The following is a 26,463-nucleotide window of genomic DNA, read 5'->3' as shown; positions in this document are numbered from 1 at the left end:
ATGCAGCACATCGCTTTTATCGGACTGGGAAATATGGGCGCGCCAATGGCGCACAATCTGCAACGCGCCGGCTATCGCCTGTCGGTATTCGACTTATCCGCCGCCGCCGTGGACAGCCTGAGCAGTGCAGGTGCGCGGGCTGCTTCGTCGGTGGCGGATGCCGTACGTGAGGCGGATGTCGTCATCACCATGCTGCCTGCCGACCGCCATGTCCGCGAACTGTATCTGGGCGAGAACGGCGTGCTCAAAAACGCCTTGTCCGGCAGCCTGCTGATCGATTGCAGCACCATTTCCGCCGATGTCGCGCGGGAAGTGGCCAGCGCTGCCGCTACTGCCGGCATGGCGATGATAGATGCGCCGGTGTCCGGCGGCACGGCCGGCGCGGCAGCGGGCACGCTGACCTTTATCGTCGGCGGGGATGCGGCGGCGTTGGACCGCGCCCGTCCTGTGCTGGGCAGCATGGGCAAGAACATCTTCCATGCCGGCGGCGCCGGTGCAGGGCAGGTGGCAAAAATCTGCAACAACATGCTGCTGGGTATATTGATGGCAGGGACAGCGGAAGCCCTGAATCTGGGCGTGGCGCATGGCCTCGATCCGAAAGTCTTGTCGGACATCATGGCCAAGAGCTCCGGCCGCAACTGGGCGCTGGAGCTGTACAACCCGTGGCCGGGTGTGATGGAGAACGCGCCGGCGTCGCGCGGCTACAGCGGCGGCTTCGGCGCCTCGCTCATGCTGAAAGACCTGGGCCTGTCGCAGCAAGCCGCAGCCTCCGCGCAAACGGCGACGCCGCTGGGCAGCCTGGCACGCCAGCTGTATCAGCTACACCAGCAGAACGGCAACGGCGCGGATGACTTCTCCAGCATCCTGCGCCTGTATCACCGCTCATGAGCGCTTCTGATGGAATGCGTGCTTGATCTTCAGTTGCGCACTGCTGGACGCACCATATAGCGTCTGCTGGAAAGCGACGGCAGAGCCATCGGCGGGGAAGACGGCATCAATCCCCGCCGACGCAGCTTCGCCGTTGTACAGAAACTCCCAATAGGCGCCAGAGTTGGGCGCGTCGTAGATCCCGTTGATCATGTTGATAAAGTAGCCGAGCGGGCTGGCCTGGAAGGTGCCGTAATATTGGGCGCCGAAGGTCAGCGTCTGGTCGTTGGCAACCTGGTTGACCGCAGCTTCCATAAATTGCTGCGCGTTGGAATTTGGTATGAAGGCGATGGCGTCTTGAAAAAGCACACCGCCGTTTTGATCCAGAATCTGTAAGGTCGCATTAGCCATGACTGTTCTCCTCAGGTGAAAGGCGCGTAGTGACAACCGCATCTTCCTGAATGTACACCGGTAGATGGCGATAAAAATGCGTTCTTTATCACATTGCCCAGTTTATAAAGGGTAGCGGTCGGCCTGGCGCGCGAACTCGATGAAGGACTGCAGATAGTCGGTGCTGTAGTCCGATTCGCGCGCGCCGAGGTAGATGTGTTTCTGGATGCCGGTGGGGCCCAGTCGCAAGGTGCGCAGTTGCAGATGCGGTGCGTAGTCTGTCACCAGCCACTTGGGCAGCGCCGTCACACCACGGCCGCTGGCGACCATTTGCAGCATGATGTCGGTGGTCTCGATGGTCTTGTGCTTGCGCGGCGCCACGCTGGCCGGCAGCAGGAACATATTGTAGATGTCGAGCCGCTCCACCGGCACCGGGTAGGTGATGAGGGTTTCTTCATTCAACTGCTCGGGCGCCACTTCCTCCTGCTTCGCCCACGGGTGGTCCTTGTGCACCACCAGCACCTGCTCGTAATCGAAGACCGGCTCAAAACGCAGGCCGGGTTTGAGCAGCGGATCAGGCGTCACCAGCAGATCGATCTCGAAACCGAACAGCGCGCCGATGCCGCCAAACTGGAATTTCTGCTTCACGTCCACGTCCACCAGAGGCCAGGCGGCCAGGTAGCGCGAGACGATTTTCAACAGCCATTGATAGCACGGGTGGCACTCCATGCCGATGCGCAGTGTACCGCGCTCGCCCTGGGCGAACTGGCGCAGGCGCTCTTCGGCCAGTTCCAGTTGCGGCAGCATGCGCTGGGCCAAGGCCAGCAGGTACTGGCCCGCTTGCGTCAGCCGCAGGTTGCGGCCTTCGCGCAGCCAGATGTCGGTGCCCAGCTGCTGCTCCAGCTTCTTCATGCTATGGCTCAGCGCCGATTGGGTGACATGCAAAACGTCTGCGGCGGCGGTCAGTGAGCCCTGTTTTTCAACTTCCAGCAGGGTGGCGAGGTGGATGCGTTCCAGCATGATCGATGAATTTTACTCATGGATGTGTGAGAAAAGACCATTTTACTTCATTGATTGCGTTATTTACCATGCGTGGATTGAATTCTTTTGGAGCACATCATGACCATCGTCCACAACCTCGGTTTTCCCCGTATCGGCGCCAGGCGCGAATTGAAGTTTGCGCAGGAGGCTTACTGGAAAGGCGAATCCTCGCGCGGCGCGCTGCAGGCCGTGGGCGCCGATCTGCGCCAGCGTCACTGGCAGCATCAGTCGGGCCTCGACCTGGTGCCGGTGGGCGACTTCTCGTTCTACGATCAGGTGCTGGACATGAGCTTCACGCTGGGGAACCTGCCGGAGCGCGTGCGTGACTTCCACGGCGACCAGCTGGATAACTACTTCCGCGTGGCGCGCGGCCGGTCGGCGCAAGGCGCTGACGAACATCATGCCTGCTGCGGCGGCGTGGCCGCTGGCGAAATGACCAAATGGTTCGACACCAACTACCACTACATCGTGCCGGAGTTCACCGCCACCACAGAATTCAAGCTGGATGCCTCGCGCCTGCTGGCGCAACTGGCGGAAGCCAAAGCGCAAGGCGTCAAGGCCAAGCCGGTGCTGGTTGGTCCGGTGACGTATCTGGCGCTGGGCAAAGCCAAGGACGATTCCGACAAGCTGGCCTTGCTGCCATCGCTGCTGGCGGTGTATTCGCAGCTGCTGGATACGCTGGCGGAGCAGGGCGTGGAGTGGGTGCAGATCGATGAGCCTATCCTCGTCACCGAACTGGATACGGACTGGCAGCACGCTTTCAACCTGTCCTACCATCAGCTGAAGCCTTGCCGCGTCAAGATCCTGGTCGCGACCTATTTCGGACAGCTGCAGGAAAACCTCTACCTGCTGGCCAACCTGCCAGTCGCCGGGGTGCACGTGGATGCGATCAACGGCCAGGACGACGTGCGTCCGCTGCTGAATCTCCTGCCGGACCACAAGGTGCTGTCGCTGGGCGTCATCAACGGCCGTAACATCTGGAAGACTGATCTGGTCAAGGTGCTGGACTGGCTGGAGCCGCTGGCCGAGCGTCTCGGCGACCGCCTGTGGATCGCGCCATCGTGCTCGCTGCTGCACGTGCCGGTGGACCTGAACAGCGAACAGAAACTGGATACGGAAATCAAATCGTGGCTGGCCTTCGCGCTGCAAAAGCTGGAAGAACTGCACGTGCTGGCGCAAGCGCTGCGCAATGGCCGCGACGCCGTGAAGGCCTCGCTGGACGCGAACCAGGCCGCACTGGCCGCGCGCCGCGCTTCGCCGCGCGTCAACAACCCGGCCGTGCAGCAGGCCGTTGCCGCCATCGATGCCAAGCTGGGCGCCCGCAAGAGCAGCTATTGGAAACGCGCTGGCGAGCAGTCCGCGCTGCTGAAACTGCCGGCCTATCCAACCACCACCATCGGCTCCTTCCCGCAGACCGCCGAGATCCGCCATGCCCGCAGCGAGTTCAAGGCCGGCAAGCTGGATGACGCAGGCTACAAAGCCGCGATGCAGGCGGAAATCGGCCGCAGCGTGCGTGAGCAGGAGGCGCTGGGCCTGGACGTGCTGGTGCACGGTGAAGCAGAGCGCAACGACATGGTCGAATACTTCGGCGAACAGCTGGAAGGCTATGCCTTCAGCCAGTTCGGCTGGGTGCAGTCCTATGGTTCGCGCTGCGTCAAACCGCCGATCCTGTTCGGCGACATCAGCCGCCCGCAAGCGATGACGGTGGAGTGGATCAGCTACGCGCAGTCGCTGACCAGCAAACCGATGAAAGGCATGCTGACCGGTCCTGTAACGATTCTGAACTGGTCCTTCGTGCGCGACGACCAGCCACGTTCGGTGTCGTGCAAGCAGCTGGCGCTGGCGATCCGCGCAGAAGTGCTGGACCTGGAGCAGGCCGGCGTCCGCGTGATCCAGATCGACGAGGCCGCGCTGCGTGAAGGCCTGCCGCTGCGCAAGTCGCAATGGCAGGAGTATCTGGACTGGGCCGTCGAGTCGTTCCGCATCACCGCCAACGGCGTGCAGGACCAGACCCAGATTCACACCCATATGTGCTACTCGGAGTTCAACGACATCATCGCGTCGATCGCCGACATGGATGCGGACGTGATTACGATTGAAACCTCGCGCTCGGACATGGAGCTGCTTGACGCCTTCGACAACTTCAAGTACCCGAACGAGATCGGCCCTGGCGTCTACGACATCCACTCGCCCAACATCCCGACCCAGGAGCACATCGTGCAGCTGATGAAAAAGGCGGCCGAGCGCGTGCCGGCGGAACGTCTGTGGGTCAACCCGGACTGCGGCCTGAAAACCCGTCAATGGGCGGAAGTGATCCCGGCACTGACCAATATGGTGGCCGCCGCCAAAGCCTTGCGCCAGGCCGCTGCCTGAGTGCAGCCCAGGCGCAGCAAGGGGCGCAGTCACGTATAATCGGCTGATTGACGGCCACCGCCCCTTGCGGCTTGACGAATGAAGCGACTGCATATCACCTTGCCTTTGTCCTTGGCCGCACTGGCCGTCTGGCTGATGTTGACCTTGGGCGGCCGCTGGCTGGAGTCTGGCGGTCAGGCGCAGTCGCTGGCGGATGCGGCGGGCGGCAGCATCGGCTGGTCGTGGGCTGTCGCCGCGCTGTTTGCGGCCGCGCTGGTATTTCTTGCCGATGATCGCCGTGGCGCCGGCGTGCAGGCGCCGCAGCCGCTGCAATCCGCACGGCTGGTCTGGCTGCCGTTGCTGTACTCCTTGCTGATGCTGTTCCTGGCCTGGGCCGGCGGGATGCCGCCGCGCGGTGTAGTGCTGGTGGTGGCCTGTAATACGCTGCTGGTGGCGCTGTCCGAAGAACTGATGTTCCGCGCCTTACTGCTGCAGGGCTTCCTGGACCGGTTGACTGTGTGGCCGGCCGTGCTGATTTCTTCTGCCGTATTCGGCATCGTGCATGCGGCAAACGGATTCGCCTCCGGCGATATCAGCGGCGCGCTGTGGCAATCACTGGCCGCCGGTCTGCAAGGTGTGGGCTATGCGGCGATCCGCTTGCGTACCCGTTCCATCTGGCCGATGACGGTGGTGCATGCGCTGTGGGACTTCTCGCTCATGACCTCCATGCTGGCCGCTGCAGCCGACGGCGAGGGTTCCATACTGCCGTTTGCCGCCTTGATCGCGGTGCTGCCACTGTGCCTGTACGGCCTCTATCTGCTGCGCCGCATGCATGGACAACCCGCATTGCCCGTCAGCCCTCGTATGCGTTCCGGGCTTTGACGGTCAGCACCACTTCTGTTCCCTCCCCGGGCTGGCTGAGTATGGAGAGCTGGGCCTTCATCGACTCGGCCCGTTCGCGCATGCCCACCAGGCCCCAGTGGCCGGGACTCTGTCCGCTGGACAGCGTCTGGTGATCGAGGCCGCGCCCGTTGTCTTTGACTTTCAGCGTGAACAGGCGAGGGGTGTAATGCAGCTCCAGCCAGATGTTGTCGGCTTCCGCGTAGCGCGCGGCATTGAACAGCGCTTCCCGACCGATGGCATAAATCTCTTCATACGCCTTGGACCGCAGGCGGCAAGGCGTGCCGGTGATCCTGACGCTGAACGCGTGCGCGCCATGTTCGGCCTGGCCCTTGCCAAATTCTCCCAGCGTCAAACCCAGATCATCGGACGATGACGAGGCGCGCAGGTCCATGATCTGGTCGCGTCCCTGTGTCAGCAACTGCTCCGCCATATCCAGCGACTTCTCCATGCGTTCGCGTTCGCGCGATCCGGGTTCGTATTTGTTGGCGAAGCTCTGGAAGGTCATGATGAGGCCTTGCACGCTTTGCAGCAGCGTATCGTGCAAGGCGCGGGCGATGCGCGAGCGCTCCGCCATACGCGCCCAGAAGGTCTCCTGCATGCGGCGCTTGATGACGCGCACGCGCAGCTGATAGGCGGCGTATCCCAGCAAGGCGATGCCCAGCGCCACCAGCAGCATGAACCACGGCGTTTGCACAAACGTCGGCGGAATGCTGATATCCAGCGCCGCGCCCTGCGTGTTCCAGACGCCATCCTCGTTGGCCGCGATGACTTCAAAGCGATAGTTCCCCGGCGGCAGATTGGTGTAATACGCCTCCCGGCGCCCGACCGGTTCCTCCCATTGATCTTCCAGGCCCACCAGCCGGTACTGGAAACGTACGCGTTCCGGTATCGACAGGCTTAGCGCGGTAAAGGAGATGGTCAGCTGCTTGCTGCCCTTGGGCAGTACCAGCGCTTTCACATCATCGACCAGGAATTTCTTGCCACCCGATTCCGCCCCGCGGATATATACCGGCGGCGGCACCGGGTTGCGCCGCACATGCGACGGATCGATGCTGGCCACAGTGTAGTCGGTGGTGAACCAGAGCTGGCCATCCCGCGTACGCATCAGCGAGGGATTCGACGGCAGTTGCTGCGCGTGGCCGCGCAAGCCATCCAGTGCGTCGAAGCGCTCAAAGTCCACGGCCGTGCGGCTGTCCTGCAGCCACGCGGCAACCGCTCCGGCGTTGATGCGGTAGATGCCGTCCGCGCCGTGCAGCCACAATTCGCCATCCGGCAGCCGGACGATGCCGGAGACACCACGGAATACCTCGTTGTTCTTGCCTTCGAGCGCGGCAAACCGGCCGTCGCGATACAGATAGACGCCACGCTCGCCGCCCACCCACATGGCATTGCCGTCGCGGTACAGCTGCATGATGATGCCCGCACCCAGGCCATTGCTGCCGTCCAGCCGTTTCAGCGTGCTGCCCTGTTCCTGCTCGCTGACCAGGCTAATCGTATTGTTGGCGTGGCCCAGCCACACCGTGCCTTGCGCGTCCATGGCCATCGACGTGGTCATTTCCCGTGGCATGCCTTGCAGGCCGCCGTCCCGTATCCACACGCCGTTGACGACCTTGAACAGGTCGCGGCCATGGTAGGACACCCAGACATCGCCGTGACGGGTGGACTGGATGGCGTGCATCAAGCGGTTCTTGAAACCGTCCGGCGGCGCAATGGCTGTGACCTTGCCATCGAGCGTGCGGTGGCGCAGCGCCTTGTTCCATGAGTACCACAGCGTGCCGTCGCCCGCCCAATGGCTGGCGCCGATCCGGCCGTTCTCCACCAGCCGCGATGTGCCATCCGGATTCACGCTGCGCAGGCCATTCCAGATATCGCCGATCCACAGTTCACCGGCCGGGCCATGCAGCATGGCCGGGCCTTCGAGCTGCAGCTCGGGCAGCACGGGCTTGAGCCGGTTGGGCCGCAGCCGGTCCACGCCGGTGGCCGTGCCGATCCAGATGCTGCCTTCGCGGTCCTGAAAGATCGCTCCCGGCGTGCTGCCGCTCAAGCCATTCTGCGGCGTGAGTTTTTGCGCCGGCGAGGAGGGGCCGAAGTCCAGCTTGCGTTCTATCCCCTCATTCAGCAGCAGCCACATCACGCCATCGCGGTCGAAGCGCATGCCACGCCCTTTGAGTTCCGGCCTGGCGCTTGCACTGGCCTTGCCCGGCTGGCTGGTGCTGACGCGGTAGTAGTCATTGTGCGGATCGCAGGCCCAGATGGTGCCGTCCGGCGCCTCGCCCATGGCGTACAGCTGCGTGTGCGGCCACGCGGGCGTGAAATTGCTTGCGCCCGGACGGCGGTAGTACATGCCCTCGATGGTGGCGATCCATTGCGTGCCATTGCGGCTGAACAGAATCTGGAATACCGAGAGCTCGGGCAGGCCCACATTGGCGCCCAGCTGCTCGACCTTGCCGCCGCCGGGCAGCAGGCGCGCGGCGCCGCTGCGGGTGCCGACCCATACCGAGCCGTCCGGCGCGGGCTCGATGTGATAGACGATACCGTTTGGCAGGCCATCGGCCTCGGTATAGGTGCGCGTGTAGCCTTTGCGGAACACGCTGACGCCGCCCAGCTGATAGCCGACCAGCAGCGCTCCATCCGGCGTGGCCGCCAGGCCGATCAGGATGTTGGACTGCAGTGGATGGCCGTACACCGAGTCCACGCGCTCAAAGCGCACGCCGTCGTAGCGCCACAGGCCGGTGGGGGTGGCGATCCACAGCCAGCCGTCCGTGGTCTGGGCAAACTTCATCACATCGACCGGCGCGCCATCGAGCACGCCCCATGCCTTGTGGTTGAAGTCCGATAGCAAGGGCATGGCGGGCGCCGCTGCCGCCAGCGCGCTGGCCAGCAGCAGCACCATCAAAGTGAGCCGCCTGATGTGAGCAATAATCATCAGCTAGTTGCAGTCTGCCGTTATGGGGAAAGCAGCACTATAGCTGATGGGGCAATTCCACAGTGAAGGTGCTGCCCAGGTTCGCGCCCGCGCTGTGCGCCGTGACCGTACCGTGGTGCAGCTGGACGAACTGGTACACCAGCGCCAGTCCCACGCCCATGCCGCTGTAGCGTGGCCGGTCGCTCAGCGCCACTTGCATGAACATGTCGAAGATGCGCGGCAGCAGTTCGGCCGGAATGCCGATGCCGGAATCGCTGACCTTGAGCGAGACGCGCTGCGCCAGCTGGCGCGCCTCCAGCGTAATCAGGCCGCCGTTGGGGGTGTACTTGACCGCGTTGTTGAGCAGGTTAACCAGCACCTGCGTCAGTTTGGTGCCGTCGCCTTCGAGCCGGATCGGCGTCTCGGGCATGTCGACGATCAGGCGATGCTGTTTGTCGCGCAGCGCCGCGCCGCAGCTGTCCAGCGCGCGGGTGACGATATCCTGCAGCACCAGCGCCTCCCGGTGCAGCGTGACATGGCCGCTCTTGATGCTGGAGATGTCGGTCAGGTCGTTGACCAGCGCAAGCAGCTGCGCCAACTGCCGTTCGATGCAGTCGATGGGCTTGCGGTAGGCCGGCGTCGCCGCGCTCAGGTGCTTGAGCAGTTCGGTGGACGCGGTGATGGCCGACAGCGGGTTGCGCATCTCATGCGACAGCGCGGCGAGAAAATGGTCCTTGCGCTGGTCCTCGTCGCGCAGGCCATTGACCACGCCGACGGTCTGCGTGGCGATGGCGGCAAACTTGGTGATGCTGAGCACCTGGCGCAAGTCTTCGGCATCGAAGGTCTTGTGTTCATCGTGGCTGACCACCCACACGGTGCCGGCCGGGCGGCCGCCACGGTGGAACGGCACCAGCAGCAGCTCCTTCACGGGCAGGTCCAGCTCGCGGATATAGCGGTAGTGCGTGGCCGGGCGGTGCAGCAGGATCACGGCATTGCGCTCGACCACCTGGCTGCACGGACTCACATCGTAGGGCACGGTGCCGTTCAGATAGCGCTCCAGTGCGCCCGCCGTGGCGATCCAGCGGAACTGGTGCTCGCCGTTGCAGTCCTCTTCGATGCTGATGCCGGCGGAACCGGCCTGCGTCAGCCGCATGGCGGTGTTGGCCAGTTCCTGGGCGATGTGGTCCGGGCGTTCCGCCAGCGTGTCGGCGAGCCAGGCCAGCGCTTCGTTTTCACTCTGGTAGTCTGGCGCGCGCAATTTCCTGGTATGCAGCTCAGCGCTGAGGTCGATGCTGGAGAAGGAAGTCATGCTCTGGGTGCACATTCTGTGAGGCGGCCGGCAATATGACATGGGTAGTCCATCGATTGTACGCTGCATTTATGCAAGTGCCGCGCCGCGCTGGAAACATCTTGGCGACATGGCGCGCACTCTTGCATAAATCACAGCAAGCGTTGCCAGTTGGTCCGTATAATGACCTCAGCCATGTTTGTCACAGAACCGACAGGCCCGAATTTTTTTAGCTTCTACGACCGGAACCGCCGTGGCCTCGCAGCTCGCATCAAGAAAGATTCTGATTGTCGACGACAACGTCGACTCCGTAGACCTGATCGCCGATCTGCTGTCGATGTACGGTCACGTCACCGCCAAAGCGTATGGCGGCGCCGGCGGCATCGAAACCGCCATCGACTTCCAGCCGGACGTCATGCTGGTCGACCTGGGCATGCCCGAGGTGACCGGTTATGCTGTTGTCAAAAAACTACGCCAATATCCCCAAATGGATGACGTCGTCATGGTGGCCTACACCGCGTGGGACGACGCCACCACCCGCAAACAGACCAGCATCGCTGGCTTTGACGAGCATCTCGCCAAACCGGCGGACATCGAGCGCCTGCTCGAAGTAATCTCGCTCACCCGCCCAAAATCCCCAGTAATCTGAGCAATAAGCGTTATCTTTGTTTCATTAAACATTTCAAAAAAATAACTGTTGACCATGGCGCAATAAACTGATGTAATGGGTAAGTTGTTTATAGTTATATTGTTTATGACAATTATTCATACCTAGTTATATTGTCGTTCTGATTACTTGGGACAGGTCAAGAAATGCATCCAGATATGGCATTACACATGATGGCGGACCTGTTCCTGACCGGCTTGCTGGTCTGTGCTCCCGTGCTGGGCCTGACCATGCTGGTCGGCCTGCTCATCAGCGTGGTGCAGGTTATTACTCAGGTGCAAGAGATGACGCTGACCTTCATTCCCAAGCTGCTGACCGCCGGCGCTGCCCTGATCTTTTTTGGCCCCTGGATGCTGCGCAAGCTGACCCAGTTTGCGATCCAGCTGTGGTCGGCCATTCCTTCCATGTTCTGAGCGGGCGCCATGCAAGCCTTGTGGTCATCCTTTGCCGTGTCTGCGCCGTATGCGGGCGACAGCGTGCCGCCGGCGCTGGCCTCGCCCCTGCTGGTGTCGGTCCGGCTGGGCGTGGTGTTCCTGATGACGCCGATGCTGTATGCCATCACCATGCCGGCCGTGGTGCGCGCGCTGCTGGTGCTGGGCCTGTCGCTGGCGCTGGCCGGCGGCCTGGCGGTGCCATCGGCGCCGTTGCCGCCCGGCGCCCTGGCCAGCGCCATGCTGGGCGAGGCGGCGCTGGGCGCGCTGCTGGCGCTCGGCGTGCAGCTGGCGTTTGGCGCGTTCTCGCTGGCCGGCCGCGTGCTTGATGTGCAGATTGGCTTTGGCATTCCGCAGGTGCTGGACCCGGTGACGCGCCGCCAGCTGCCGATCCTGACGTCCCTGTTCGAACAGCTGGCCGTGCTGGTGTTTTTTTTGACCGACGGCCATCACGCCCTGCTGCGCGGCCTTGCGTATAGTTTGGAACGCTTTCCGGTCGGCCATGCGTGGACCGTGGCGGCGGCGCTGCCGGTGGTGCTGCGCCAGGTGGCGGGCCTGTTCACGCTGGGCATGGCGCTGGCCGCGCCGGTGGTGTTTTGCATCCTGTTGACCGAGATTGCGCTGGGCATCCTGTCGCGCAGCATGCCGCAGATGAATATGTTTGCGATGGGAATTCCGGTCAAGATTGTCGTCGGGCTGGCGGCGCTGGGCTGGTGGCAGGGCGGCGCCAGCGCCGCCATGGCGCGCATCTACAACAGCATCTATACCGGCTGGGATGCGCTGTTCCTGTCGGCGGGGGGCGGCTGATGGCGGAACAGGACCTGGACCGCAGCGAGGCTGCGAGTCCGTACAAACTGCAGAAGGCGCGCGAGCGCGGCCAGGTTTCCAAGAGCAGCGAGATCATTTCCGCCACCGTGCTGGCGGTGGCGCTGGTGTACATCTATGCGCGCGGCTGGGACAGTCTGGCCAGCCTGATGCGCTTTGACCAGGCCCTGCTGCAGATGGCCGACCAGCTGCGCCTCGACCATGCGGTGTTCTGGCACCTGGCCGGCCACATGGGGCGCCACTACCTGGCCTTGACCGGGCCGCTGTTTGGCGCGCTGATGCTGGCCGCAATTGCCGCCAACCTGATGCAGACCGGCCCGCTGCTGGCAATGGAACCGCTCAAGCCGGACTGGGACCGTCTCAACCCGGTCAACGGCATGAAGAAAATCCTGTCGGTCCGCACGCTGTTCGACGCGGCGCGCGCCTGCGCCAAACTGGTGCTGCTGACCATGGTCGTGGTGTATGCGCTGCGCGACCTGCTGCGTCAGCAGTTCTTTTTCCTGTCCGCGCTGACGCCGCACGACTATCTGCAAACCCTGCTGGGCGACATTGCCGCGCTGGGCATGAAAATGGCGCTGATGCTGGGGCTGCTGGCCGTGGTGGACCTGGTGTACACGGGCCGCCAGTTTGCCAAGCGCATGCGGATGAGCAAGCGCGAGCTCAAGGATGAGGTCAAGCAGCGCGAGGGCGATCCGCGCATCCGTTCGCGCCTGCGCCAGCTGCGCAATGAAATGCTCAAGCGCAGCCAGTCGGCCCAGCGCACGCGCGAGGCGGATGTGCTGATTACCAATCCCACCCATGTGGCCGTCGCGCTGCGCTACGTGCATGGCGAGATGCGTTCGCCGCAGCTGCTGGCCAAGGGTGCGGGTGTGCTGGCAGCGCAGATGCGCCAGATCGCCACGCGCCACCACATTCCCATCGTGCAGAACGCGCCATTGGCCCGCCGGCTGTTCCGCGAACTGGCGCTGGAACAACCGGTGCCGCCCAATCTGTATGCCGAGGTGGCGCGCATCATCGTCTGGGTGTTTGCCATGCGCCAGGCGCGGCAGCAGCCAGCGGAGACGCAGGCATGAACGCGCTCGCCAAACTGTTCGGCAAGCATAGCGACATTGCCATCGTGCTGCTGGTGCTGGCGGTGCTGGTGGTGCTGTTTGCGCCGATTCCGTCGGCGCTGCTGGACTTCCTCATCCTCGGCAATTTCAGCTTCGGCTTCCTGATCCTGCTGCTGACGTTTTACATGGCGCGGCCGGTGGAGTTTTCCACCTTTCCTTCGCTGCTGCTGATCGCCACGCTGTTCCGCCTGTCGTTGAACGTGGCCGCCACGCGCCTGATCCTGTCCGAAGGCGACGCCGGCAAGGTCATCAGCGCGGTCGGCTCCTACGTGGTGGGCGGCAATTACGTGATCGGCCTGATCGTGTTCCTGATCCTGATTGTGGTGCAGTACGTGGTGGTGACCTCGGGCGCGCAGCGCGTGTCGGAAGTGGCGGCGCGCTTCACGCTGGACCGCATGCCGGGCCAGCAGATGAGCATTGATGCCGACCTCAACATGGGTTTCATCGACCAGGCCGAAGCCCAGCGCCGGCGCCAGGACGTCGAAAAGGAAGCCGCGTTCTACGGCGCCATGGACGGCGCCAGCAAGTTCGTCAAGGGCGACGCGGTTGCCGGCATCGTGATCCTGCTCATCGACATCGTCGGCGGGCTGGTGATCGGCGTCATGCAGCATGGCATGCCGTGGAGCCAGGCGCTGCAGACCTACACGCTGCTGACCATCGGCGACGGCATCGTCACCCAGCTGCCGGCGCTGGTGATCGCGGTGGGCACCGGCATCATCGTCACGCGCTCGGCTGCGGACGGCAACCTGAGCCAGGAAGTGCTGCGGCAGATTATTTCCTATCCCAAGACCCTGCTCATGGTGGCCACTGCGTTGTGCGGCCTGGCCTTCCTGCCCGGCATGCCGGTGCTGCCGACGCTGTGCCTGCTGTGCGGCGTGCTGCTGGTTGCATGGCTGGTGTACCGCAACACGCCTGCGGCCGACGCCGCGGCGGAGGCGACCGAAGAGGAGGCCGACGACACCCCCTCCGACGATCCGTACGCGGCGCTGCCGGTGGAGCCGATCGAAGTGCATATCGGCAGCCACTGGGCGCCGCTGGTACGCCAGCCGGGCGGCCTGTTCATGGAGCGCATCACGGCCTTCCGCAAGCAGCATGCGCAGGACCTGGGACTGGTGCTGCCGCGCGTGCGCTTCAAGGAGTCGGCGCGGCTGGCGCCGGAGCGTTATGAAATCTACCTCGATGGTGCGCTGTCGGCACGCGGCGAGGCGCGCGCCGACCGCCTGCTGGCGATCCATCCTTCCGGCGACCTGCGTTCGGTGCCGGGCGAACCCACGCGCGACCCGACCTATGGCCTGCCGGCGCTGTGGATCGAGGAGAGCCAGCGCGAGGCGGCCAGCGTGGCGCGCTACACGCTGGTTGATGCCCAGACCGTATTCATCACCCATCTGACCGAAGTGCTGCGGCGGGAAAGCGCCTTGCTGTTGACGCGCGCTGAAACCGAGCGCTTGCTGCTGCGTGCGCGCCAGAGCCAGCCGGGGCTGGTGGAAGAGCTGATCCCGACCGTGCTGGCGGTCAGCGATGTACAGAAAGTGCTGCAGCACCTGCTGCGCGAAAAAGTCTCGATCCGCCACCTGGACGCCATCCTGGAAACGCTGGCCGATGCCGGCCGCCACAACAAGGACGTGCTGCACCTGACGGAGCTGGTGCGCCACCGCCTGGGTCAGGCCATCTGCCAGGGCTTGCTGGGCGAAACCACCGCGCTGCAAGTGATGACGCTGGACCCGGCCGTCGAAAGCCAGTTCCTGCAAAGCCTGATGGCGCTGCGCAGCGCGGGCACCGCCGCCATGCTGGACCCGCGTCTGACCGAGCAGTTTGTGATGCGGCTGGTGCAGCATGCCGAGAAAATGATGAAGAACAATCTGCTGCCGGTGCTGCTGTGCGCGCCGGAGCTGCGGCGCCATGTCCGCACGCTGTCGGAACGTGTCATGCCGCATCTGCGCGTGCTGTCGATGGCCGAAGTACCGCCCAATATCGAATTGAAATCCTTCGGCGTCATCAGCCTGTAACGCCGCCACCCTGAAAAGCGAGTTGACCAATGCAGCCAGTACTTGCCATCGGATTGCACGCCATGCACCAGGACATGAACAGTCTGGACCGCATTGCCATGAATCTGACCAATACCCTGACCCCGGGCTACCAGCGCGCGGTCCCGGCCAGCCGGCCGTTTGCCACGCTGGTGGCCGGCCATCTCGCGCCGAACGCAGCGCTGCTGAATGGCGTCGATAGCGAGCTGGTCTTGCGCGCGCCGCTGCCCGAAGTACTGAATGACAACCGTCCCGGCACGCTGCGCGCCACCGGCAATGCGCTGGACCTGGCGCTGGATGGTCCCGGCTACTTCGAGGTCGCCACGGCTGAGGGCTCGGCCTATACGCGCCAGGGCAATTTCCAGCTCGATGCGCGCGGCCGCCTGGTGACGGCGCAGGGTGATCCGGTGATGGGCAAGGGCGGCGAGCTATTCCTCAACGGCGCCCAGCCGCAGATCGACAGCAACGGCAAGGTCAGCGTGACCGATGACAACGGCGTGCTGCAGGCGCTGGACCAGCTCAAGATCGTGCGCTTTGACGACAGCACCCACATGGCGCGCCTCGGCAGCGGACTGCTGGCCGGCAGCGGCGCCGCCAACGTGCTGGACGACACCGACATCCAGCTGCGCCAGTCCTATCTGGAAAACGCCAACGTCAGCTCGATGCAGGAAATGGTGCAGCTGATGCAGACCATGCGCCATTTCGAATCCATGCAGCGCGTGCTGCAGGGCTACGACGAAATGCTGGGCACCGCCATCCGCAAACTGGGCGACGTTTAAACCGCCGCCACCTTGACAGGAGCAATCATGAACGACGCTTTTTACATCGGCGCCACCGGCATGCAGGCGCAGCAGATGAATGTGGACACCATCGCCAACAACCTGGTCAACACCAATACCACCGCCTTCAAGAAGGCGCGCCTGAGCTTTACCGACCTGGTGGGCGGCAGCGTGGCGCCGGTCGCCGGCGCCGACGCCAGCCTGCTGCGCGGCCTGCAGAATGCCGGCGCCGGCGTGGGCGTGCTGCGCGTCAGCCAGCAGTTCGACGCGGGCGACCTGAAGAAGACCGAAGTGCCGCTCGACCTGGCGATTCAGGGCGACGGTTTTCTGGAAGTGAGCATGCCGGATGGCAGCCGGGCCTACACGCGCGGCGGCTCGCTCAAGGTCAACCGCGACGGCCTGCTGGCGACGGCGAACGGCTATCCGCTCAAACCCGCCATTGCGGTGCCGGAAACCATGCAGTCCATCGTCATCGGCAACGATGGCCGGGTGCAGGTCACGCTTGCCGGCCAGAGCACGCCGGCCGAAGTGGGGCAGCTGGAGCTGGTGCGCTTCCTCAATCCGGCGCAGCTGGACCGCCAGGGCGACAATCTGTACCGCGCCACCGACGCTGCTGGCGCGCCGCTGGCGGGCGATGGCGCCGGACAGCTCATGCAGGGCTTCCTGGAAACCTCCAACGTCAAGATGGTCGACGAGATGACCAATCTGATGCTGGCCCAGCGCGCCTACGAGTCCAGCCTGAAAGTGGTCCAGGCCTCGGATGAGCTGCTGGCGATGGTCAACAATATGCGGAAGTAAGCGCGATGCCAATGTTCTTCCGCTGCCTGCCGCTGCGCTGCGCTGGGGCCGCATTGCTGCTGGGTGCGGCGATCGCGGCCGTACCTGCGCAGGCGCTCACGGTTGAACTGCGTTCTGCGGCAACGGTGTCGCAGGCGCAGTTACAGCTGGGCGACATCGCCACGCTGAGCGGCGCCGAACCGGCGCTGCTGGCACGCCTGGCACGCCTGCCGCTGGGCGCGGCGCCCGCTGCGGGCGCTACGCTGGCGCTGCCGCGCCACACCATCGAGCACTGGATACGTGCTTATGCCGGCTGGCCCGCCGGACAGATCGACTGGCGCGGCAGCGCGGTGGCGCACATCTCCGGCGCCGCCGATGCCAGCGCGGCTGCGCGCTTGCAGCCGTTGGCGCGCGCCGCCTTGCTGTCCTGGCTGGGCCAGTGGAGCAGCCATCCCAGCGTGACGCTGGCCAGCGACGAGGAGCTGCCCGGCCTGCCATCAGGCGTGCTGGAACTGCGGCCCCGCGCCTTTACGCCGGCACAACGGCCGGCCCGCCAGATGTGGGTCTGGGTCGAACTGTGGCAGCAGGGCCGCATGCTGCGCGCCGTGCCGCTGCGCTACCGCGTGACGGCGCCGGCGCCGGCGCTGCTGGCGCGCCATGCGCTGGCAGCCGGCAACCGGGTGCGCGCTGATGATGTGGAAGCGGGCGAAACCGACCTGGCCGGCCTGGCCCGGCCATGGCCGCAGCGCGATACCGCCCAGCTCTGGGCGGCGCTGGCCCAGGGCGTACGCCTGCGCCGCGCGGTGGCGCCCGGCGTGGCGCTGGACGCCGCCAACAGCGAAGCCGTACCACCGGTGTGCAGCGGCGACCAGGTGCAGCTGTCCCTGGTGGCGGGGCAGGTGGCCCTGTCGCGCACCGCGCGCGCACTGCAGGACGGCGTGCTGGGCCAGAAGGTGGCCGTGCAGGCGCCCGGCTCTCCCCATTCCATCATGGTGCGCGTGACGGGCGCCGGAACTGTCGAGGTTGAATGATGAAGCGATTGACTTCCATGCTGTGGTCCGTGCTGGTGCTGGCGTCGGGCCAGGCCGGCGCCGAAAGCCTGTACCGCGAGGGCAGCTACAGCGCGCCCGCCGCCGACCACAAGGCCCACCAGGCCGGTGACATCCTGACCATCCAGGTGTTTGAAAACGCCAGCGCCACCTCCAGCGCCGACACCGGCACGCGGCGCAAGAACAACCTGAGCGCCGGCTATGCCCACACCGATGGCAACGGCAAGCAGTTCACGCTCAACGCCGGCGGCGACTTCGACGGCGGCGGCCATACCCAGCGCAGCAACCGCTTCCTGACCACGCTGACCGTCAGCGTGACGGCGGTGCAGCCGAATGGCGACCTGCTGGTGGGCGGCGAACAGGTGCTGACCATCAATGACGAGCAGCAGCGCGTCAATCTGCAGGGCCGGGTGCGGCCGTCCGACATCAGTGACGGCAACGTGGTGCAGTCAACCCGGCTGGCGGACGCGCGCATCACCTACCTGGGGCAGGGCGAGCTGAGCGACCGCCAGCGGCGCAGCTGGTGGCGCGGCTTCCTCGACTGGATGGGCCTGTGATGCGGGCGCTGCATGCTTTGACGCTGGCGGCGCTGCTGGCGGTGGCCGGTGTGGCTGGCGCCGCCGTGCCCAAGGATGTCCGCAATAGCGGCGAGGCGATCCGCGTCAAGGACCTGGGACATGTGCAAGGCTGGCGCGACAACGCGCTGATCGGCTACGGCATCGTTACCGGCCTGGCCGGCAGCGGCGATTCGGCCAACAACCGCGTCACGCGCCAGGCGCTGGCGAATGCGCTGACCCAGTTCAACCTGAGCGTGCCCCCTGAGCAGGTACAAAGCCGCAACGTGGCCGTGGTACTGGTAGCGGCCACGCTGGCGCCGTTCTCGCGCGAAGGCGATGCGCTCGACATCACGGTGACATCGGCCGGCGACGCGCGCAGCCTGGTCGGCGGCAGCCTGCTGCAAACCCCGCTCAAGGGCGCCAACGGCCGTGTGTATGCGCTGGCCCAGGGCCAGCTGTCGGTGGGCGGCTACCGCTACGACGCCAACGGCAACGTGGTACAGAAAAACCATGCCACGTCAGCCTCGGTGCCGGGCGGCGCCATCGTCGAGGTGGGCGTGGATGCTTCGGTGCTGCGGCCGGATCAGCGTGTGACCTTTGTGCTGTCGGAGGCCGACTACACCACGGCGGCGCGCGTGGCCAGCGCCATCAACAGCCAGTTCGGCGCCACGCTGGCGCACGCGCATGACGCCGCCGGCATCGATATCGCCGTGCCGGAAGCACAGCGCGCCGGCCTGGTCGAGTTTCTGGCCCAGGTGGAAAACGTGATGGTCGAGCCGGACCGCCGCGCCCGCGTGGTCATCAATGAGCGCACCGGCACGCTGGTGGCGGGCGGTGACGTCCGCATTGCCAGGGTGGCGATTTCGCAGGGTGATCTCAAGCTCACCATCAGCAGCGAGAACAGCGCCTCCCAGCCTTACTTCATCGGCAATGCGGGCGCCGGCGTCCGCACGGCCATCGTCACCAATACGCGGGTTGAGGTGGACGAGCCGAACGGCGCCGGCTTCGTCAACGGCAGCGGCACGGTGGGCGACCTGGTGCAGGCGCTGGCCAAGCTCAAGACCAGCACCCGCGACGTGATTTCGATACTGCGCGCGATCAAGGCAGCGGGCGCGCTGCATGCCGAACTGATTGTGCAATAACCCCAGCGACAGGAGTATTTATGATCGACGCCATTGACCACGCCACGCGCGCCAGCCTGCTGCTGGCGCTGGATGCGGCCAGTCTGCGCCAGCAGGCGATTGCCGCCAACATTGCCAATGCGGGCAGCGTGGGCTACGTGCGCCAGCGCGTGAGTTTTGAAGACCAGCTGCAGCAGGCGCAGCGCAGCCTGGCCGACGACGGCAGCGTGGCCTTGTCCAGCCTCAGCGGCCTGGCGCCGCGCATGGTCAGCGTGACGCACGCGGGCGGCATGCCGGAACCGGTGCAGCTCGATGCCGAAATGGCCGACCTGGCGCGCAATACGGTGCACTACCAGGCCCTGCTCAAGGCGCTGTCGCGCCACTACGCCATCCTGTCCACCGCCGTCAGCGACGGCAAGCGCTAAGGAGCTATCCATGGATTACAGCCAGAGTTTCGCCATCAGCGCGGCCGGCATGCAGATTGAACGCAGCCGGGTCGATGTCGCCGCCCTCAATCTCGCCAACGCCAACACCGTGGTGGGGGCGGACGGCCAGGGCTATCACCCGATGCGGGTACTGGCGCGCCACGTGGGATTACACGGTGCGTCCTTTGCCAGCCTGCTGGCGCTGGGCCAGTCGAATGCGGCCGGCAGCGTGGTCAGCGTCGAGCCCTCGGAGCAGGCGCCGCGCGAAGTGTATGAACCAGGCAATCCGCTGGCCAATGCGCGCGGCGTGGTCACGTATGCCGGCGTGGACGCCGCCGCTGAAATGACCACCATCATGGCGGCCATGCGCTCCTACGAAGCCAATGTGGCCGCCATGAACGCAGCGCGCAGCATGGCGCTCAAGACCCTGGATATCGGAGGCTGAGATGAGCATTGAGAGCATCGCACCGCTGGCCCTGCCCACGCTCGCGCCCATCGCTTCGCCGGTGTCGGCGTCGGCGCTGCCGGCCGTGGCGCCATTGGGCGGCGGCTTCGGCAGCATGGTGACGCACGGCCTGGAGCAGGTCAATCAGGCGCTGCTGCATAGCCAGTCGGAGACGCAGGCGCTGGCGCTCGGCCAGTCCGTCAACCTGCACCAGGTGATGGTGAATCTGGAAGAATCACGCCTGTCCTTCCAGCTCATGATGCAGGTCCGCAGCCGCCTGCTGGAAGCCTATCAGGATGTGATGCGGATGCAGATTTAAGCGGTATCAACGTAACTATAAGTTGGAGATTATCTTGCTGAATGGCTTTTGGGATAACTTGAGTAAGGGTGCGCGCGTCAGCCTGGTGGTGAGCGTGCTGCTGCTCGCCGGTGCGACTGGCGTGGCCGGATGGTGGCTGCTCAAAACCGAGTACCGCGTGCTGTTTGCCGACCTCACGCCGCAGGACAGCGCGGCCATCGTGACCGAACTGGAGCGGCTGAAAACGCCTTATCAGCTTGGCGACAACGGCACCACCATCCTGGTTGACAAGGATGCCGTGCACCGTGTGCGGCTGAAGGTCATGGACAAGGAGTTGCCGCTGCATGGCGCGGTGGGGTTTGAGCTGTTCAACAATACCGATTTCGGCATGACCGAATTCGCGCAGAAGATCAATTACCAGCGTGCGCTGCAGGGCGAGCTCACGCGCACCATCATGGCGCTGGCGGAAATCCGCGACGTGCGCGTGCATCTGGCGCTGCCGGAGCAGGGGCTGTTCCGCCAGCAGAATAACCGGCCCAAGGCCGCCATCACGGTCACGCTCAAGCCCGGCCAGTTGCTGCACAAGGACCAGATCACGGGCATCCAGCGGTTGGTGGCGGCCGCCATGCCGGGCATGGCGGTGCAGGACGTGACCATCGTTGACCAGCATGGCGTAGCGCTGACGCGGGCGCCGTCCGAGACCGAGGGCGATAGTCCCGGCGGCAGCCAGCTGGACCTGAAAAAGGAAACCGAACAGTACCTGGCGCGCAAGGTGGCCGAGGTGCTGGACAAGACCTTTGGCGCCGGCCAGACCGTGGCCAGTGTGGACGCCACGTTGAATATGGACCAGGTGCGCGCCACGCAGGAAAGCGTGGTGGCGCCACCCGCCAAAAGCGGCCAGACGCCGACTGGCGTCATCGTCCGCGAACGCGAAAGCATCCATGAAAGCGGCGCACCGCTGGACGTGAAGGCGGCCGAAGCGGCCAAGGGCGGCAGTTCGCAGCATGAGCTGGACTACCAGGTGGGGCGGCGCGTGGAGCAGATCGTCAGCCAGCCGGGTTCGATACAGCATCTGCACGTGGTGGCGGTGGTCTACAAGTCGCTGAGCCTGGACCAGCTGGACCAGGTGCGGCGCATTGTCGCCACCACAGCGGGCCTGTCGGAACAGCGTGGCGACACCGTCGAGGTGCAGTGCCTGGACGGCCTGGCCACGCCAGCGCCGGCAGCGCAGCCCGAGCCATTGCCAGCGCAAGCTGCGGCCGGCGGTACCGCTTCAGCGCCGGTCGCGGGCAATGGCCTGCATCCGGTGGTGGTCAGCCTGGGTGGTCTGGCCGTGCTGGTGGTGCTGACGGCGGTACTGCTGGCGGCCCGCCGCCGCTCGCCGGCGCCGCCCGCCTTGAGCGATGCCCAGCGCCGCGCCGCACTGGAACAGGTCCAGCACTGGCTGCGCCGGCCACATGAAGCGGAGGACGTGCTGTGAATTTCAGTGCGACAGGCTTGCGCCGCACGGCGCTGACACTGCACGCGATGGCGCCGCGCGACCGCGACTGGCTGCTGTCCCAACTGGCGCCAGATCAGCGCGCGGCGGTACGCCAGTTGCTGGATGAGTTGAACTCACTGGGCATCCCGGCAGATCCGGCGCTGCTGCAGGAAGCGCTGCGCCAGCACCGTGCACAGCAAACCAGTCCGGTCAGCGCAGCGGATGTGGCAGGCGGGAACACCGGCACCGATGCCGGGGCGATGGCACGTCAGGCAGAGCAGGCGCTGCAACTGGCCGACCCGGCGGGCCTGGCCCAGCTGCTGATGGCGGAACCGGAGGCGCTGGTGGCATGGCTGCTGCACCTGCGCGACTGGCATTGGCAGGCGCAGTTGCTGTCGCATTTCGGTGCGCCGCAGCGGCAGCGCATTCTGGCGCAACTGCAGCGCTTGCGTGCCTTGCCGCAGACGGATGTGGCGGCGGCCCAGTTGGCGGCCTGCCTGATGATGACGTTGTACCAGCGCCTGCGGGTACAGCCGGCACTGCCCGCCAGCGCACCGGCGCCGGTTGCCGCCAGCGCCGGCCGCTGGGGCGGATGGTGGCGACGCAGCGTGACCAGGAGTTGGGCATGATTAAGGCCAGCCATCTCGACGACAGCCTGGTGGTGCTGCGTGATATCACGCTGGGCATGCGGCCGCATGTGCTGCCGCGCCCCACGGCGAAAGCAGCGGTGAGCGCAGTGGCGCCTGCCGCCGTTCCTGCGGCCGCCACTGGCTCTGCGCCGCTACCCGCACCGGCACCGGCGCCAGCACAGTTAAGCGCCGCAGAAGAAACCCGCCTGCACGAACGCTTCAAACAGGGCCATGCCAAAGGCTGGCTGGAAGGCCAGATGGCCGAACGCAAGGCAGCCGAAACACGCGACAAATCGGCCGCCTATCAGCAGGGACTGGAACAGGGCCGCGAAGCAGCCCGGCAGGCAGCGCGCGCCGAAGTTGAGCAGCGTATCGCCGCGCTGGACGCCTTGCTGCGCACCATCCCGGAACAGCTGGCCGCACGCGTGGCCGACGCCGAGGACGACATGGTGGCGCTGTGTTTCGAAGCCGTTTGCCAGATGGCGGGCAGCGCTGCCGCCACGCCGGATGGCCTGCGCCAGTTGCTGCGGCAGGCGGCCGCGCGGCTGCGCACGCAGCGCGGCCTGACCGTGCATCTGCATGCCGACGACCTGGCCATGCTGGCCGCTGACCCGCAAGGCGCCGGTATCGATGGCGTGCAACTGGTGGCCGATCCCCAGGTCAAACTGGGTGGCGCCATCCTGCGCGCGCAGCAGGGCAGCCTGGATGCGCGTCTGGAAGCGCAACTGGCGCTGCTCAAAGACCTGCTCATGCAGCAGCGCCGCGCCCATGCGCAGGCCATTGACAGCCAGCCGGAGGTGCAAGCATGAAGCTGCTCGACGCCTGCCGCCAGGCTCTGGGCGAGGCCGAACTGGTGCGCCGTGTCGGCCAGGTGCGGCAGATTCGCGGCCAGGCCATCGAATCCGCCGGACCGGAAGCGGGCATCGGTGAGTTGTGCCGCATCGCCAGCCAGGCGCCCGGCGCCGCGCCCGTGGTGGCGGAAGTGGTGGGCGTGCGCGATGGCTTGCTGACCCTGATGCCCTACGGCCCGGTTGACGGCCTGGCCGCCGGCTGCGAAGTGGTGGCGCAGGGAAGGCAGGCGCAGATCGGCGTCGGCGATGCGCTGCTGGGACGGGTGATCGATGGTTTTGGCGCGCCGCTGGATGGCTTGCCGGCGCCGCTGCTGCGCGAGATGCGCCCGCTGAAGGCGGCGCCAATCAATCCCATGCAGCGCCCGCGCATCCACCGTGTGCTGGAAACCGGCGTCCGCATGATCGACGGTTTGCTGACGCTGGGCCAGGGCCAGCGCGTCGGCATCTTCGCCGGCAGTGGCGTCGGCAAGAGCACCTTGCTGGGCATGGTGGTGCGCCACGTGCAAGCGGAAATCCGCGTCATCGCGCTGATCGGCGAGCGTGGCCGCGAGGTGCGCGAATTCATCGACAAGCAGATTGGCCCGGAAGGTCTCCAGCATTCCGTGGTGGTGGTGGCGACTTCGGATCAGCCGGCGCTGGCGCGCTTGCGCGCGGCCTATGCTGCGCTGGCCATTGCCGAACACTTCCGCGACCAGGGCCGCCAGGTGCTGCTGACCATGGACTCCATCACGCGCTTTGCCATGGCGCGGCGCGAAGTGGGCCTGGCTGCGGGCGAGCCGCCCACCGCACGCGGCTACACGCCGTCGGTGTTTGCCGAACTGCCCGAGCTGTGCGAGCGCTGCGGCACCGCGCCGTCCGGCGGCGCCATCACGGCGCTGCTGACCGTGCTGGTGGACGGCGATGATTTCAACGAGCCGGTGTCGGACGCGCTGCGCGCGATCCTCGATGGCCACATCGTGCTGTCGCGGCAGCTTGCGCACAAGGGCCAGTATCCCGCCATCGACGTGCTGCAAAGTGCGAGCCGTCTGATGCCGGAACTGGCGACAGCGGCCGAGCGCGCACTGGCGCTGGAAGCGGTCAAGCAGCTGGCGGTGTTGGAGCGCAACCGCCAGATGATCGACCTTGGCGCCTATGAAGCGGGCAGCAGCGCGCAGATCGACCGCGCACTGGCGCTGGAACCGGCGCTGCAGGCGTGGTTGCGGCAGCAGGAGGGCGGCTCAGGGCGCGCGGCAGCGCTGGCCGAACTGGAGACGATTTTGCAGCAGGGAGCAGGATGATGAGTGGTGCAGACCTCAGGGGATTCCGTTATGCGCTGGCGCCGCTGCTGGAGCGCCAGCGCTGGCAGCTGGAAGCGCAGCAGCGGCAACTGGCCGTGCAGCAGCAGGCGATCGCCCGCGATGCCGCGCACCAGCGCGCACTGGAGCAGCGCTACCGCGCGTTTGGCGAAGCCAGCGGCCGGGAATTGACGGCGGGTTTCGATTTGGCCCGGCACCAGCGTCACCTGGCTTACCTGGCGCAGTTGCGCGGCGAGATACTCGGCGTGGCCGCCGAGCTGGAGTTCAAGCGCGAACAGGAGCGCGAGCAGCGCGTGCTATGTCAGCAGTTGCAGTGCAAGCTGGACTTGCTGGAGCAGCACCGCGAACAGGCTGCGGCGGACTACGGCCAGCAGCAGGCCAGCCGCATCGCCAGCGAGATGGACCGCGAGTGGATGGCGCGCAGGGTCTGGCACGCGCAAACGGAGCCGCAAGCATGAAGACAGAACTGGATACGGCACTGACAGCATCCGCGCCAGCGCGCACGGCGTCTGCGGCGGCGGATGTGCTGGCAGCGCAGCAGCAGGCCTGGCTGCGCGTGATGGAACAGACCCAGTGTACGGACTGGCTGCAGCATGGCTTGCTTCCCGCCTCGGCACGGCCGGAGGTGGCGGCGTCTGCTGCGGACAGCTCCGGCCAGGCGCGACAGGCGGCAAGCACGCAGCAGGACAATCGTGCCAGTCCGGCCGCCTCATGGCCGCGTGCCATGCCGTCGCATGGCGCCCAGTTCGCAGCGGCTGCGACGGCGCGGACATTGGCTACACCCGCAGCGTCACCGCATACAGCGGAAGGGGCCGCACCACAGGCCCAGTCGCAGCATCCCGTCCAGTCACCTCACAGCCTGGTGGCCGAGGGCATCGCGGCCCCACCTGCGCTGACCGTGCCTTACGCCGGTACGGCCACATTGGGGTTACCGTCTCCGGCGGCGCCAGGCTTGTCCGGCGCTGCTGCCGGCAGCGCGGCAGCGGCCTTGCAATCCATGCTGGCAGCCAGTCTGCGCGAGCTGGCGCCGCAATGGCAGGCAGAGTTCAGCGTGAGCGTGGCGCCGCCGGCCGGCGCAACTGTGCCGGGACTGCCGGGCGCCGCAGCGCCGCAGGCGGGTACGCCATCCTCGCAAACCGGGCCGGTGGAGGAGGACGCCGCTGCCGACGCGCCGGCGCCGCTGGCGGACGAGCGGCCCGCCAGCGCACCGGCCGATGCCGGCGCGGGTGCGGAAGATACGCCGCTGCGCCTGCATGCCGAATGGTCGCCGCAGGGCGTGCGTATCTGGATTGGCGCCGTGCGCGACAGCCAGCTGGACGCCAACGGGCTGACGCAGCTGCGTGCACTGTTGCAGCGCAGCTGCGACGCCCAGGGCACGCCGCTGCTGGCGCTGATCTGCAACGGCAAGCCGGTCGCCCTGGAAGCAACCTCAACGCGCAGCCGCAACGCCCGGCTGCCGGCCGATCCATCACAACAGGCAGCCGCACTGGCTGCCATCCAGTCCTATTCTTTTTATCAGGAGCCAGCATGAGTATAGGTGCCGTAAGTGGCGCGGGTAGCGCCGATCTGCAAGCCAACAACCTGGGACTACAGGATTTCATGAAAATCCTGCTGACCCAGCTGACTTACCAGGACCCGCTCAAGCCGATGGACAACCAGGCCTTCATGGCGCAGATGGCGCAGTTCACCGCGCTACAGCAGGCCCAGGACACCAACAGCAAGATGGACACCCTGATCAGCACCCAGTCGGCGCTGCAGTCGGTGGGACTGATCGGCAAGATCGTCGATGTCGCCACCAGCAGCGGCCAGGTCACCGGCACCGTCAATGCGCTCAATTTCAGCACCGCGCTGCCGACGTTTTCCATTACCCCCGCCAGTGGCGGACTCCCGCTCACCAACCTGAGCCTGAGCCAGATCAACGCCGTGCGTACCACCTTGTGAGCGCACCCATC

At 65.7% G+C, this 26,463-nt stretch carries 27 protein-coding genes; 23 read left to right on the top strand and 4 right to left on the bottom strand.

Annotated features, from left to right (window positions below):
• Positions 1 to 888 (top strand): 3-hydroxyisobutyrate dehydrogenase, encoded by an 888-nt coding sequence (gene mmsB / locus BUA36_RS12650; protein ID WP_072784998.1) that lies wholly within the window; start codon positions 1 to 3, stop codon positions 886 to 888.
• Here mmsB and BUA36_RS12645 read toward each other — a convergent pair.
• Both BUA36_RS12645 and BUA36_RS12640 read right to left on the bottom strand, forming a co-directional pair.
• Positions 883 to 1,278, bottom strand: a complete 396-nt coding sequence (locus tag BUA36_RS12645; RefSeq protein WP_072784996.1) for a DUF4430 domain-containing protein — start codon at positions 1,276 to 1,278, stop codon at positions 883 to 885. The genes mmsB and BUA36_RS12645 overlap by 6 nt on opposite strands.
• A gap of 102 nt (positions 1,279 to 1,380) precedes the next feature.
• The gene (locus BUA36_RS12640) at positions 1,381 to 2,277 is read right to left on the bottom strand and encodes a LysR family transcriptional regulator (protein ID WP_072784994.1); all 897 of its coding nucleotides are present in this window, start codon (positions 2,275 to 2,277) and stop codon (positions 1,381 to 1,383) included.
• Between the two features lie 99 nt (positions 2,278 to 2,376).
• Here BUA36_RS12640 and metE point away from each other — a divergent pair, with 99 nt between their 5' ends.
• Positions 2,377 to 4,671: a 5-methyltetrahydropteroyltriglutamate--homocysteine S-methyltransferase gene (gene metE, locus BUA36_RS12635; protein ID WP_072785469.1), complete on the top strand. Its 2,295-nt coding sequence runs from the start codon at positions 2,377 to 2,379 to the stop codon at positions 4,669 to 4,671.
• A gap of 78 nt (positions 4,672 to 4,749) precedes the next feature.
• Positions 4,750 to 5,532 (top strand): CPBP family intramembrane glutamic endopeptidase, encoded by a 783-nt coding sequence (locus BUA36_RS12630; RefSeq protein WP_072784992.1) that lies wholly within the window; start codon positions 4,750 to 4,752, stop codon positions 5,530 to 5,532.
• Here the strand turns inward: BUA36_RS12630 and BUA36_RS12625 are convergent.
• Together BUA36_RS12625 and BUA36_RS12620 are read right to left on the bottom strand one after the other, a co-directional pair.
• On the bottom strand, positions 5,504 to 8,479 hold the full coding sequence (locus tag BUA36_RS12625) for a sensor histidine kinase (protein ID WP_072784989.1): 2,976 nt from the start codon (positions 8,477 to 8,479) through the stop codon (positions 5,504 to 5,506). The two genes, BUA36_RS12630 and BUA36_RS12625, sit on opposite strands and share 29 nt — an antisense overlap.
• 37 nt (positions 8,480 to 8,516) lie before the next feature.
• Positions 8,517 to 9,767, bottom strand: coding sequence for a sensor histidine kinase (locus BUA36_RS12620; RefSeq protein WP_167544287.1), 1,251 nt, complete (start codon positions 9,765 to 9,767; stop codon positions 8,517 to 8,519).
• 232 nt (positions 9,768 to 9,999) lie between these two features.
• Between BUA36_RS12620 and BUA36_RS12615 the strand changes: the two genes are divergently transcribed.
• The 20 genes from BUA36_RS12615 (at position 10,000) to BUA36_RS12520 (ending at position 26,452) form a co-directional block, all read left to right on the top strand.
• Positions 10,000 to 10,395, top strand: a complete 396-nt coding sequence (locus BUA36_RS12615) for a response regulator (protein ID WP_072784985.1) — start codon at positions 10,000 to 10,002, stop codon at positions 10,393 to 10,395.
• 176 nt (positions 10,396 to 10,571) lie between these two features.
• Positions 10,572 to 10,826, top strand: coding sequence for a flagellar biosynthetic protein FliQ (locus tag BUA36_RS12610; protein WP_229255693.1), 255 nt, complete (start codon positions 10,572 to 10,574; stop codon positions 10,824 to 10,826).
• A 9-nt stretch (positions 10,827 to 10,835) separates the two neighbouring features.
• Positions 10,836 to 11,651 carry a flagellar biosynthetic protein FliR gene (locus BUA36_RS12605; protein WP_084560130.1) on the top strand — a complete coding sequence of 272 codons (816 nt, stop codon included), beginning with the start codon at positions 10,836 to 10,838 and terminating at the stop codon, positions 11,649 to 11,651.
• Positions 11,651 to 12,742 carry an EscU/YscU/HrcU family type III secretion system export apparatus switch protein gene (locus BUA36_RS12600; protein WP_072784981.1) on the top strand — a complete coding sequence of 364 codons (1,092 nt, stop codon included), beginning with the start codon at positions 11,651 to 11,653 and terminating at the stop codon, positions 12,740 to 12,742. The genes BUA36_RS12605 and BUA36_RS12600 overlap by 1 nt, the downstream gene beginning before the upstream one ends.
• The gene (gene flhA / locus BUA36_RS12595; protein ID WP_072784979.1) at positions 12,739 to 14,787 is read left to right on the top strand and encodes a flagellar biosynthesis protein FlhA; all 2,049 of its coding nucleotides are present in this window, start codon (positions 12,739 to 12,741) and stop codon (positions 14,785 to 14,787) included. Before BUA36_RS12600 ends, flhA begins: the two co-directional genes overlap by 4 nt.
• Positions 14,788 to 14,816: 29 nt before the next feature.
• The gene (locus tag BUA36_RS12590; RefSeq protein WP_072784977.1) at positions 14,817 to 15,584 is read left to right on the top strand and encodes a flagellar hook-basal body protein; all 768 of its coding nucleotides are present in this window, start codon (positions 14,817 to 14,819) and stop codon (positions 15,582 to 15,584) included.
• 27 nt (positions 15,585 to 15,611) lie between these two features.
• Positions 15,612 to 16,382: a flagellar basal-body rod protein FlgG gene (gene flgG, locus BUA36_RS12585; RefSeq protein WP_072784975.1), complete on the top strand. Its 771-nt coding sequence runs from the start codon at positions 15,612 to 15,614 to the stop codon at positions 16,380 to 16,382.
• Between the two features lie 5 nt (positions 16,383 to 16,387).
• Positions 16,388 to 17,392 (top strand): flagellar basal body P-ring formation chaperone FlgA, encoded by a 1,005-nt coding sequence (flgA, locus tag BUA36_RS12580; RefSeq protein ID WP_084560129.1) that lies wholly within the window; start codon positions 16,388 to 16,390, stop codon positions 17,390 to 17,392.
• Complete coding sequence (locus BUA36_RS12575; RefSeq protein ID WP_072784970.1) at positions 17,389 to 17,967, top strand: flagellar basal body L-ring protein FlgH; 579 nt, start codon at positions 17,389 to 17,391, stop codon at positions 17,965 to 17,967. The genes flgA and BUA36_RS12575 overlap by 4 nt, the downstream gene beginning before the upstream one ends.
• The gene (locus BUA36_RS12570) at positions 17,967 to 19,109 is read left to right on the top strand and encodes a flagellar basal body P-ring protein FlgI (RefSeq protein WP_072784967.1); all 1,143 of its coding nucleotides are present in this window, start codon (positions 17,967 to 17,969) and stop codon (positions 19,107 to 19,109) included. Before BUA36_RS12575 ends, BUA36_RS12570 begins: the two co-directional genes overlap by 1 nt.
• Positions 19,110 to 19,129: 20 nt before the next feature.
• Entirely contained in the window at positions 19,130 to 19,513 is a 384-nt protein-coding gene (locus tag BUA36_RS12565) for a flagellar basal body protein (RefSeq protein WP_072784965.1), read from the top strand.
• Positions 19,514 to 19,523: 10 nt separating this feature from the next.
• Positions 19,524 to 19,958: a flagellar basal body rod protein FlgC gene (gene flgC / locus BUA36_RS12560; RefSeq protein ID WP_072784963.1), complete on the top strand. Its 435-nt coding sequence runs from the start codon at positions 19,524 to 19,526 to the stop codon at positions 19,956 to 19,958.
• A gap of 1 nt (position 19,959) precedes the next feature.
• Entirely contained in the window at positions 19,960 to 20,277 is a 318-nt protein-coding gene (gene fliE, locus BUA36_RS12555; protein ID WP_072784961.1) for a flagellar hook-basal body complex protein FliE, read from the top strand.
• A gap of 34 nt (positions 20,278 to 20,311) precedes the next feature.
• Positions 20,312 to 21,736 carry a flagellar basal-body MS-ring/collar protein FliF gene (fliF, locus tag BUA36_RS12550; RefSeq protein ID WP_072784958.1) on the top strand — a complete coding sequence of 475 codons (1,425 nt, stop codon included), beginning with the start codon at positions 20,312 to 20,314 and terminating at the stop codon, positions 21,734 to 21,736.
• Complete coding sequence (locus BUA36_RS30725) at positions 21,733 to 22,365, top strand: hypothetical protein (RefSeq protein ID WP_072784955.1); 633 nt, start codon at positions 21,733 to 21,735, stop codon at positions 22,363 to 22,365. The genes fliF and BUA36_RS30725 overlap by 4 nt, the downstream gene beginning before the upstream one ends.
• A complete protein-coding gene (locus BUA36_RS12540; RefSeq protein WP_072784953.1) occupies positions 22,362 to 23,174 on the top strand; it encodes a FliH/SctL family protein in 813 nt (270 codons plus the stop codon). Before BUA36_RS30725 ends, BUA36_RS12540 begins: the two co-directional genes overlap by 4 nt.
• On the top strand, positions 23,171 to 24,493 hold the full coding sequence (locus BUA36_RS12535; protein ID WP_072784951.1) for a FliI/YscN family ATPase: 1,323 nt from the start codon (positions 23,171 to 23,173) through the stop codon (positions 24,491 to 24,493). Before BUA36_RS12540 ends, BUA36_RS12535 begins: the two co-directional genes overlap by 4 nt.
• The gene (locus tag BUA36_RS12530; protein WP_139260519.1) at positions 24,490 to 24,969 is read left to right on the top strand and encodes a hypothetical protein; all 480 of its coding nucleotides are present in this window, start codon (positions 24,490 to 24,492) and stop codon (positions 24,967 to 24,969) included. Before BUA36_RS12535 ends, BUA36_RS12530 begins: the two co-directional genes overlap by 4 nt.
• Positions 24,966 to 26,042: a hypothetical protein gene (locus BUA36_RS12525; RefSeq protein WP_072784945.1), complete on the top strand. Its 1,077-nt coding sequence runs from the start codon at positions 24,966 to 24,968 to the stop codon at positions 26,040 to 26,042. The genes BUA36_RS12530 and BUA36_RS12525 overlap by 4 nt, the downstream gene beginning before the upstream one ends.
• Complete coding sequence (locus tag BUA36_RS12520; protein WP_072784943.1) at positions 26,039 to 26,452, top strand: flagellar hook capping FlgD N-terminal domain-containing protein; 414 nt, start codon at positions 26,039 to 26,041, stop codon at positions 26,450 to 26,452. Before BUA36_RS12525 ends, BUA36_RS12520 begins: the two co-directional genes overlap by 4 nt.
• The last annotated feature ends 11 nt before the right edge of the window (positions 26,453 to 26,463 follow it).

This window comes from Duganella sacchari, assembly GCF_900143065.1.
In the GTDB taxonomy this organism is placed as follows: Bacteria; Pseudomonadota; Gammaproteobacteria; order Burkholderiales; family Burkholderiaceae_D; genus Rugamonas; species Rugamonas sacchari.
This window is presented reverse-complemented; position numbering and strand designations above follow the sequence as displayed.

What these genes read in the sequence shown, in the direction of transcription:
- BUA36_RS12590 (WP_072784977.1), top strand. Translation starts at nt 14,817, where the DNA reads ATGCAGCCAGTACTTGCCATCGGATTGCACGCCATGCACCAGGACATG.
- BUA36_RS12565 (WP_072784965.1), top strand. Translation starts at nt 19,130, where the DNA reads ATGATCGACGCCATTGACCACGCCACGCGCGCCAGCCTGCTGCTGGCG.
- BUA36_RS12525 (WP_072784945.1), top strand. Translation starts at nt 24,966, where the DNA reads ATGAAGACAGAACTGGATACGGCACTGACAGCATCCGCGCCAGCGCGC.
- BUA36_RS12575 (WP_072784970.1), top strand. Translation starts at nt 17,389, where the DNA reads ATGATGAAGCGATTGACTTCCATGCTGTGGTCCGTGCTGGTGCTGGCG.
- flgG (WP_072784975.1), top strand. Translation starts at nt 15,612, where the DNA reads ATGAACGACGCTTTTTACATCGGCGCCACCGGCATGCAGGCGCAGCAG.
- BUA36_RS12605 (WP_084560130.1), top strand. Translation starts at nt 10,836, where the DNA reads ATGCAAGCCTTGTGGTCATCCTTTGCCGTGTCTGCGCCGTATGCGGGC.
- metE (WP_072785469.1), top strand. Translation starts at nt 2,377, where the DNA reads ATGACCATCGTCCACAACCTCGGTTTTCCCCGTATCGGCGCCAGGCGC.
- BUA36_RS12645 (WP_072784996.1), bottom strand. Translation starts at nt 1,278, where the DNA reads ATGGCTAATGCGACCTTACAGATTCTGGATCAAAACGGCGGTGTGCTT.
- BUA36_RS12630 (WP_072784992.1), top strand. Translation starts at nt 4,750, where the DNA reads ATGAAGCGACTGCATATCACCTTGCCTTTGTCCTTGGCCGCACTGGCC.
- flgA (WP_084560129.1), top strand. Translation starts at nt 16,388, where the DNA reads ATGCCAATGTTCTTCCGCTGCCTGCCGCTGCGCTGCGCTGGGGCCGCA.
- BUA36_RS12530 (WP_139260519.1), top strand. Translation starts at nt 24,490, where the DNA reads ATGATGAGTGGTGCAGACCTCAGGGGATTCCGTTATGCGCTGGCGCCG.
- BUA36_RS12640 (WP_072784994.1), bottom strand. Translation starts at nt 2,277, where the DNA reads ATGCTGGAACGCATCCACCTCGCCACCCTGCTGGAAGTTGAAAAACAG.
- BUA36_RS12625 (WP_072784989.1), bottom strand. Translation starts at nt 8,479, where the DNA reads ATGATTATTGCTCACATCAGGCGGCTCACTTTGATGGTGCTGCTGCTG.
- BUA36_RS12570 (WP_072784967.1), top strand. Translation starts at nt 17,967, where the DNA reads ATGCGGGCGCTGCATGCTTTGACGCTGGCGGCGCTGCTGGCGGTGGCC.
- fliE (WP_072784961.1), top strand. Translation starts at nt 19,960, where the DNA reads ATGAGCATTGAGAGCATCGCACCGCTGGCCCTGCCCACGCTCGCGCCC.
- flhA (WP_072784979.1), top strand. Translation starts at nt 12,739, where the DNA reads ATGAACGCGCTCGCCAAACTGTTCGGCAAGCATAGCGACATTGCCATC.
- BUA36_RS12620 (WP_167544287.1), bottom strand. Translation starts at nt 9,767, where the DNA reads ATGACTTCCTTCTCCAGCATCGACCTCAGCGCTGAGCTGCATACCAGG.
- BUA36_RS12535 (WP_072784951.1), top strand. Translation starts at nt 23,171, where the DNA reads ATGAAGCTGCTCGACGCCTGCCGCCAGGCTCTGGGCGAGGCCGAACTG.
- BUA36_RS12600 (WP_072784981.1), top strand. Translation starts at nt 11,651, where the DNA reads ATGGCGGAACAGGACCTGGACCGCAGCGAGGCTGCGAGTCCGTACAAA.
- BUA36_RS12520 (WP_072784943.1), top strand. Translation starts at nt 26,039, where the DNA reads ATGAGTATAGGTGCCGTAAGTGGCGCGGGTAGCGCCGATCTGCAAGCC.
- BUA36_RS12540 (WP_072784953.1), top strand. Translation starts at nt 22,362, where the DNA reads ATGATTAAGGCCAGCCATCTCGACGACAGCCTGGTGGTGCTGCGTGAT.
- BUA36_RS12610 (WP_229255693.1), top strand. Translation starts at nt 10,572, where the DNA reads ATGGCATTACACATGATGGCGGACCTGTTCCTGACCGGCTTGCTGGTC.
- flgC (WP_072784963.1), top strand. Translation starts at nt 19,524, where the DNA reads ATGGATTACAGCCAGAGTTTCGCCATCAGCGCGGCCGGCATGCAGATT.
- mmsB (WP_072784998.1), top strand. Translation starts at nt 1, where the DNA reads ATGCAGCACATCGCTTTTATCGGACTGGGAAATATGGGCGCGCCAATG.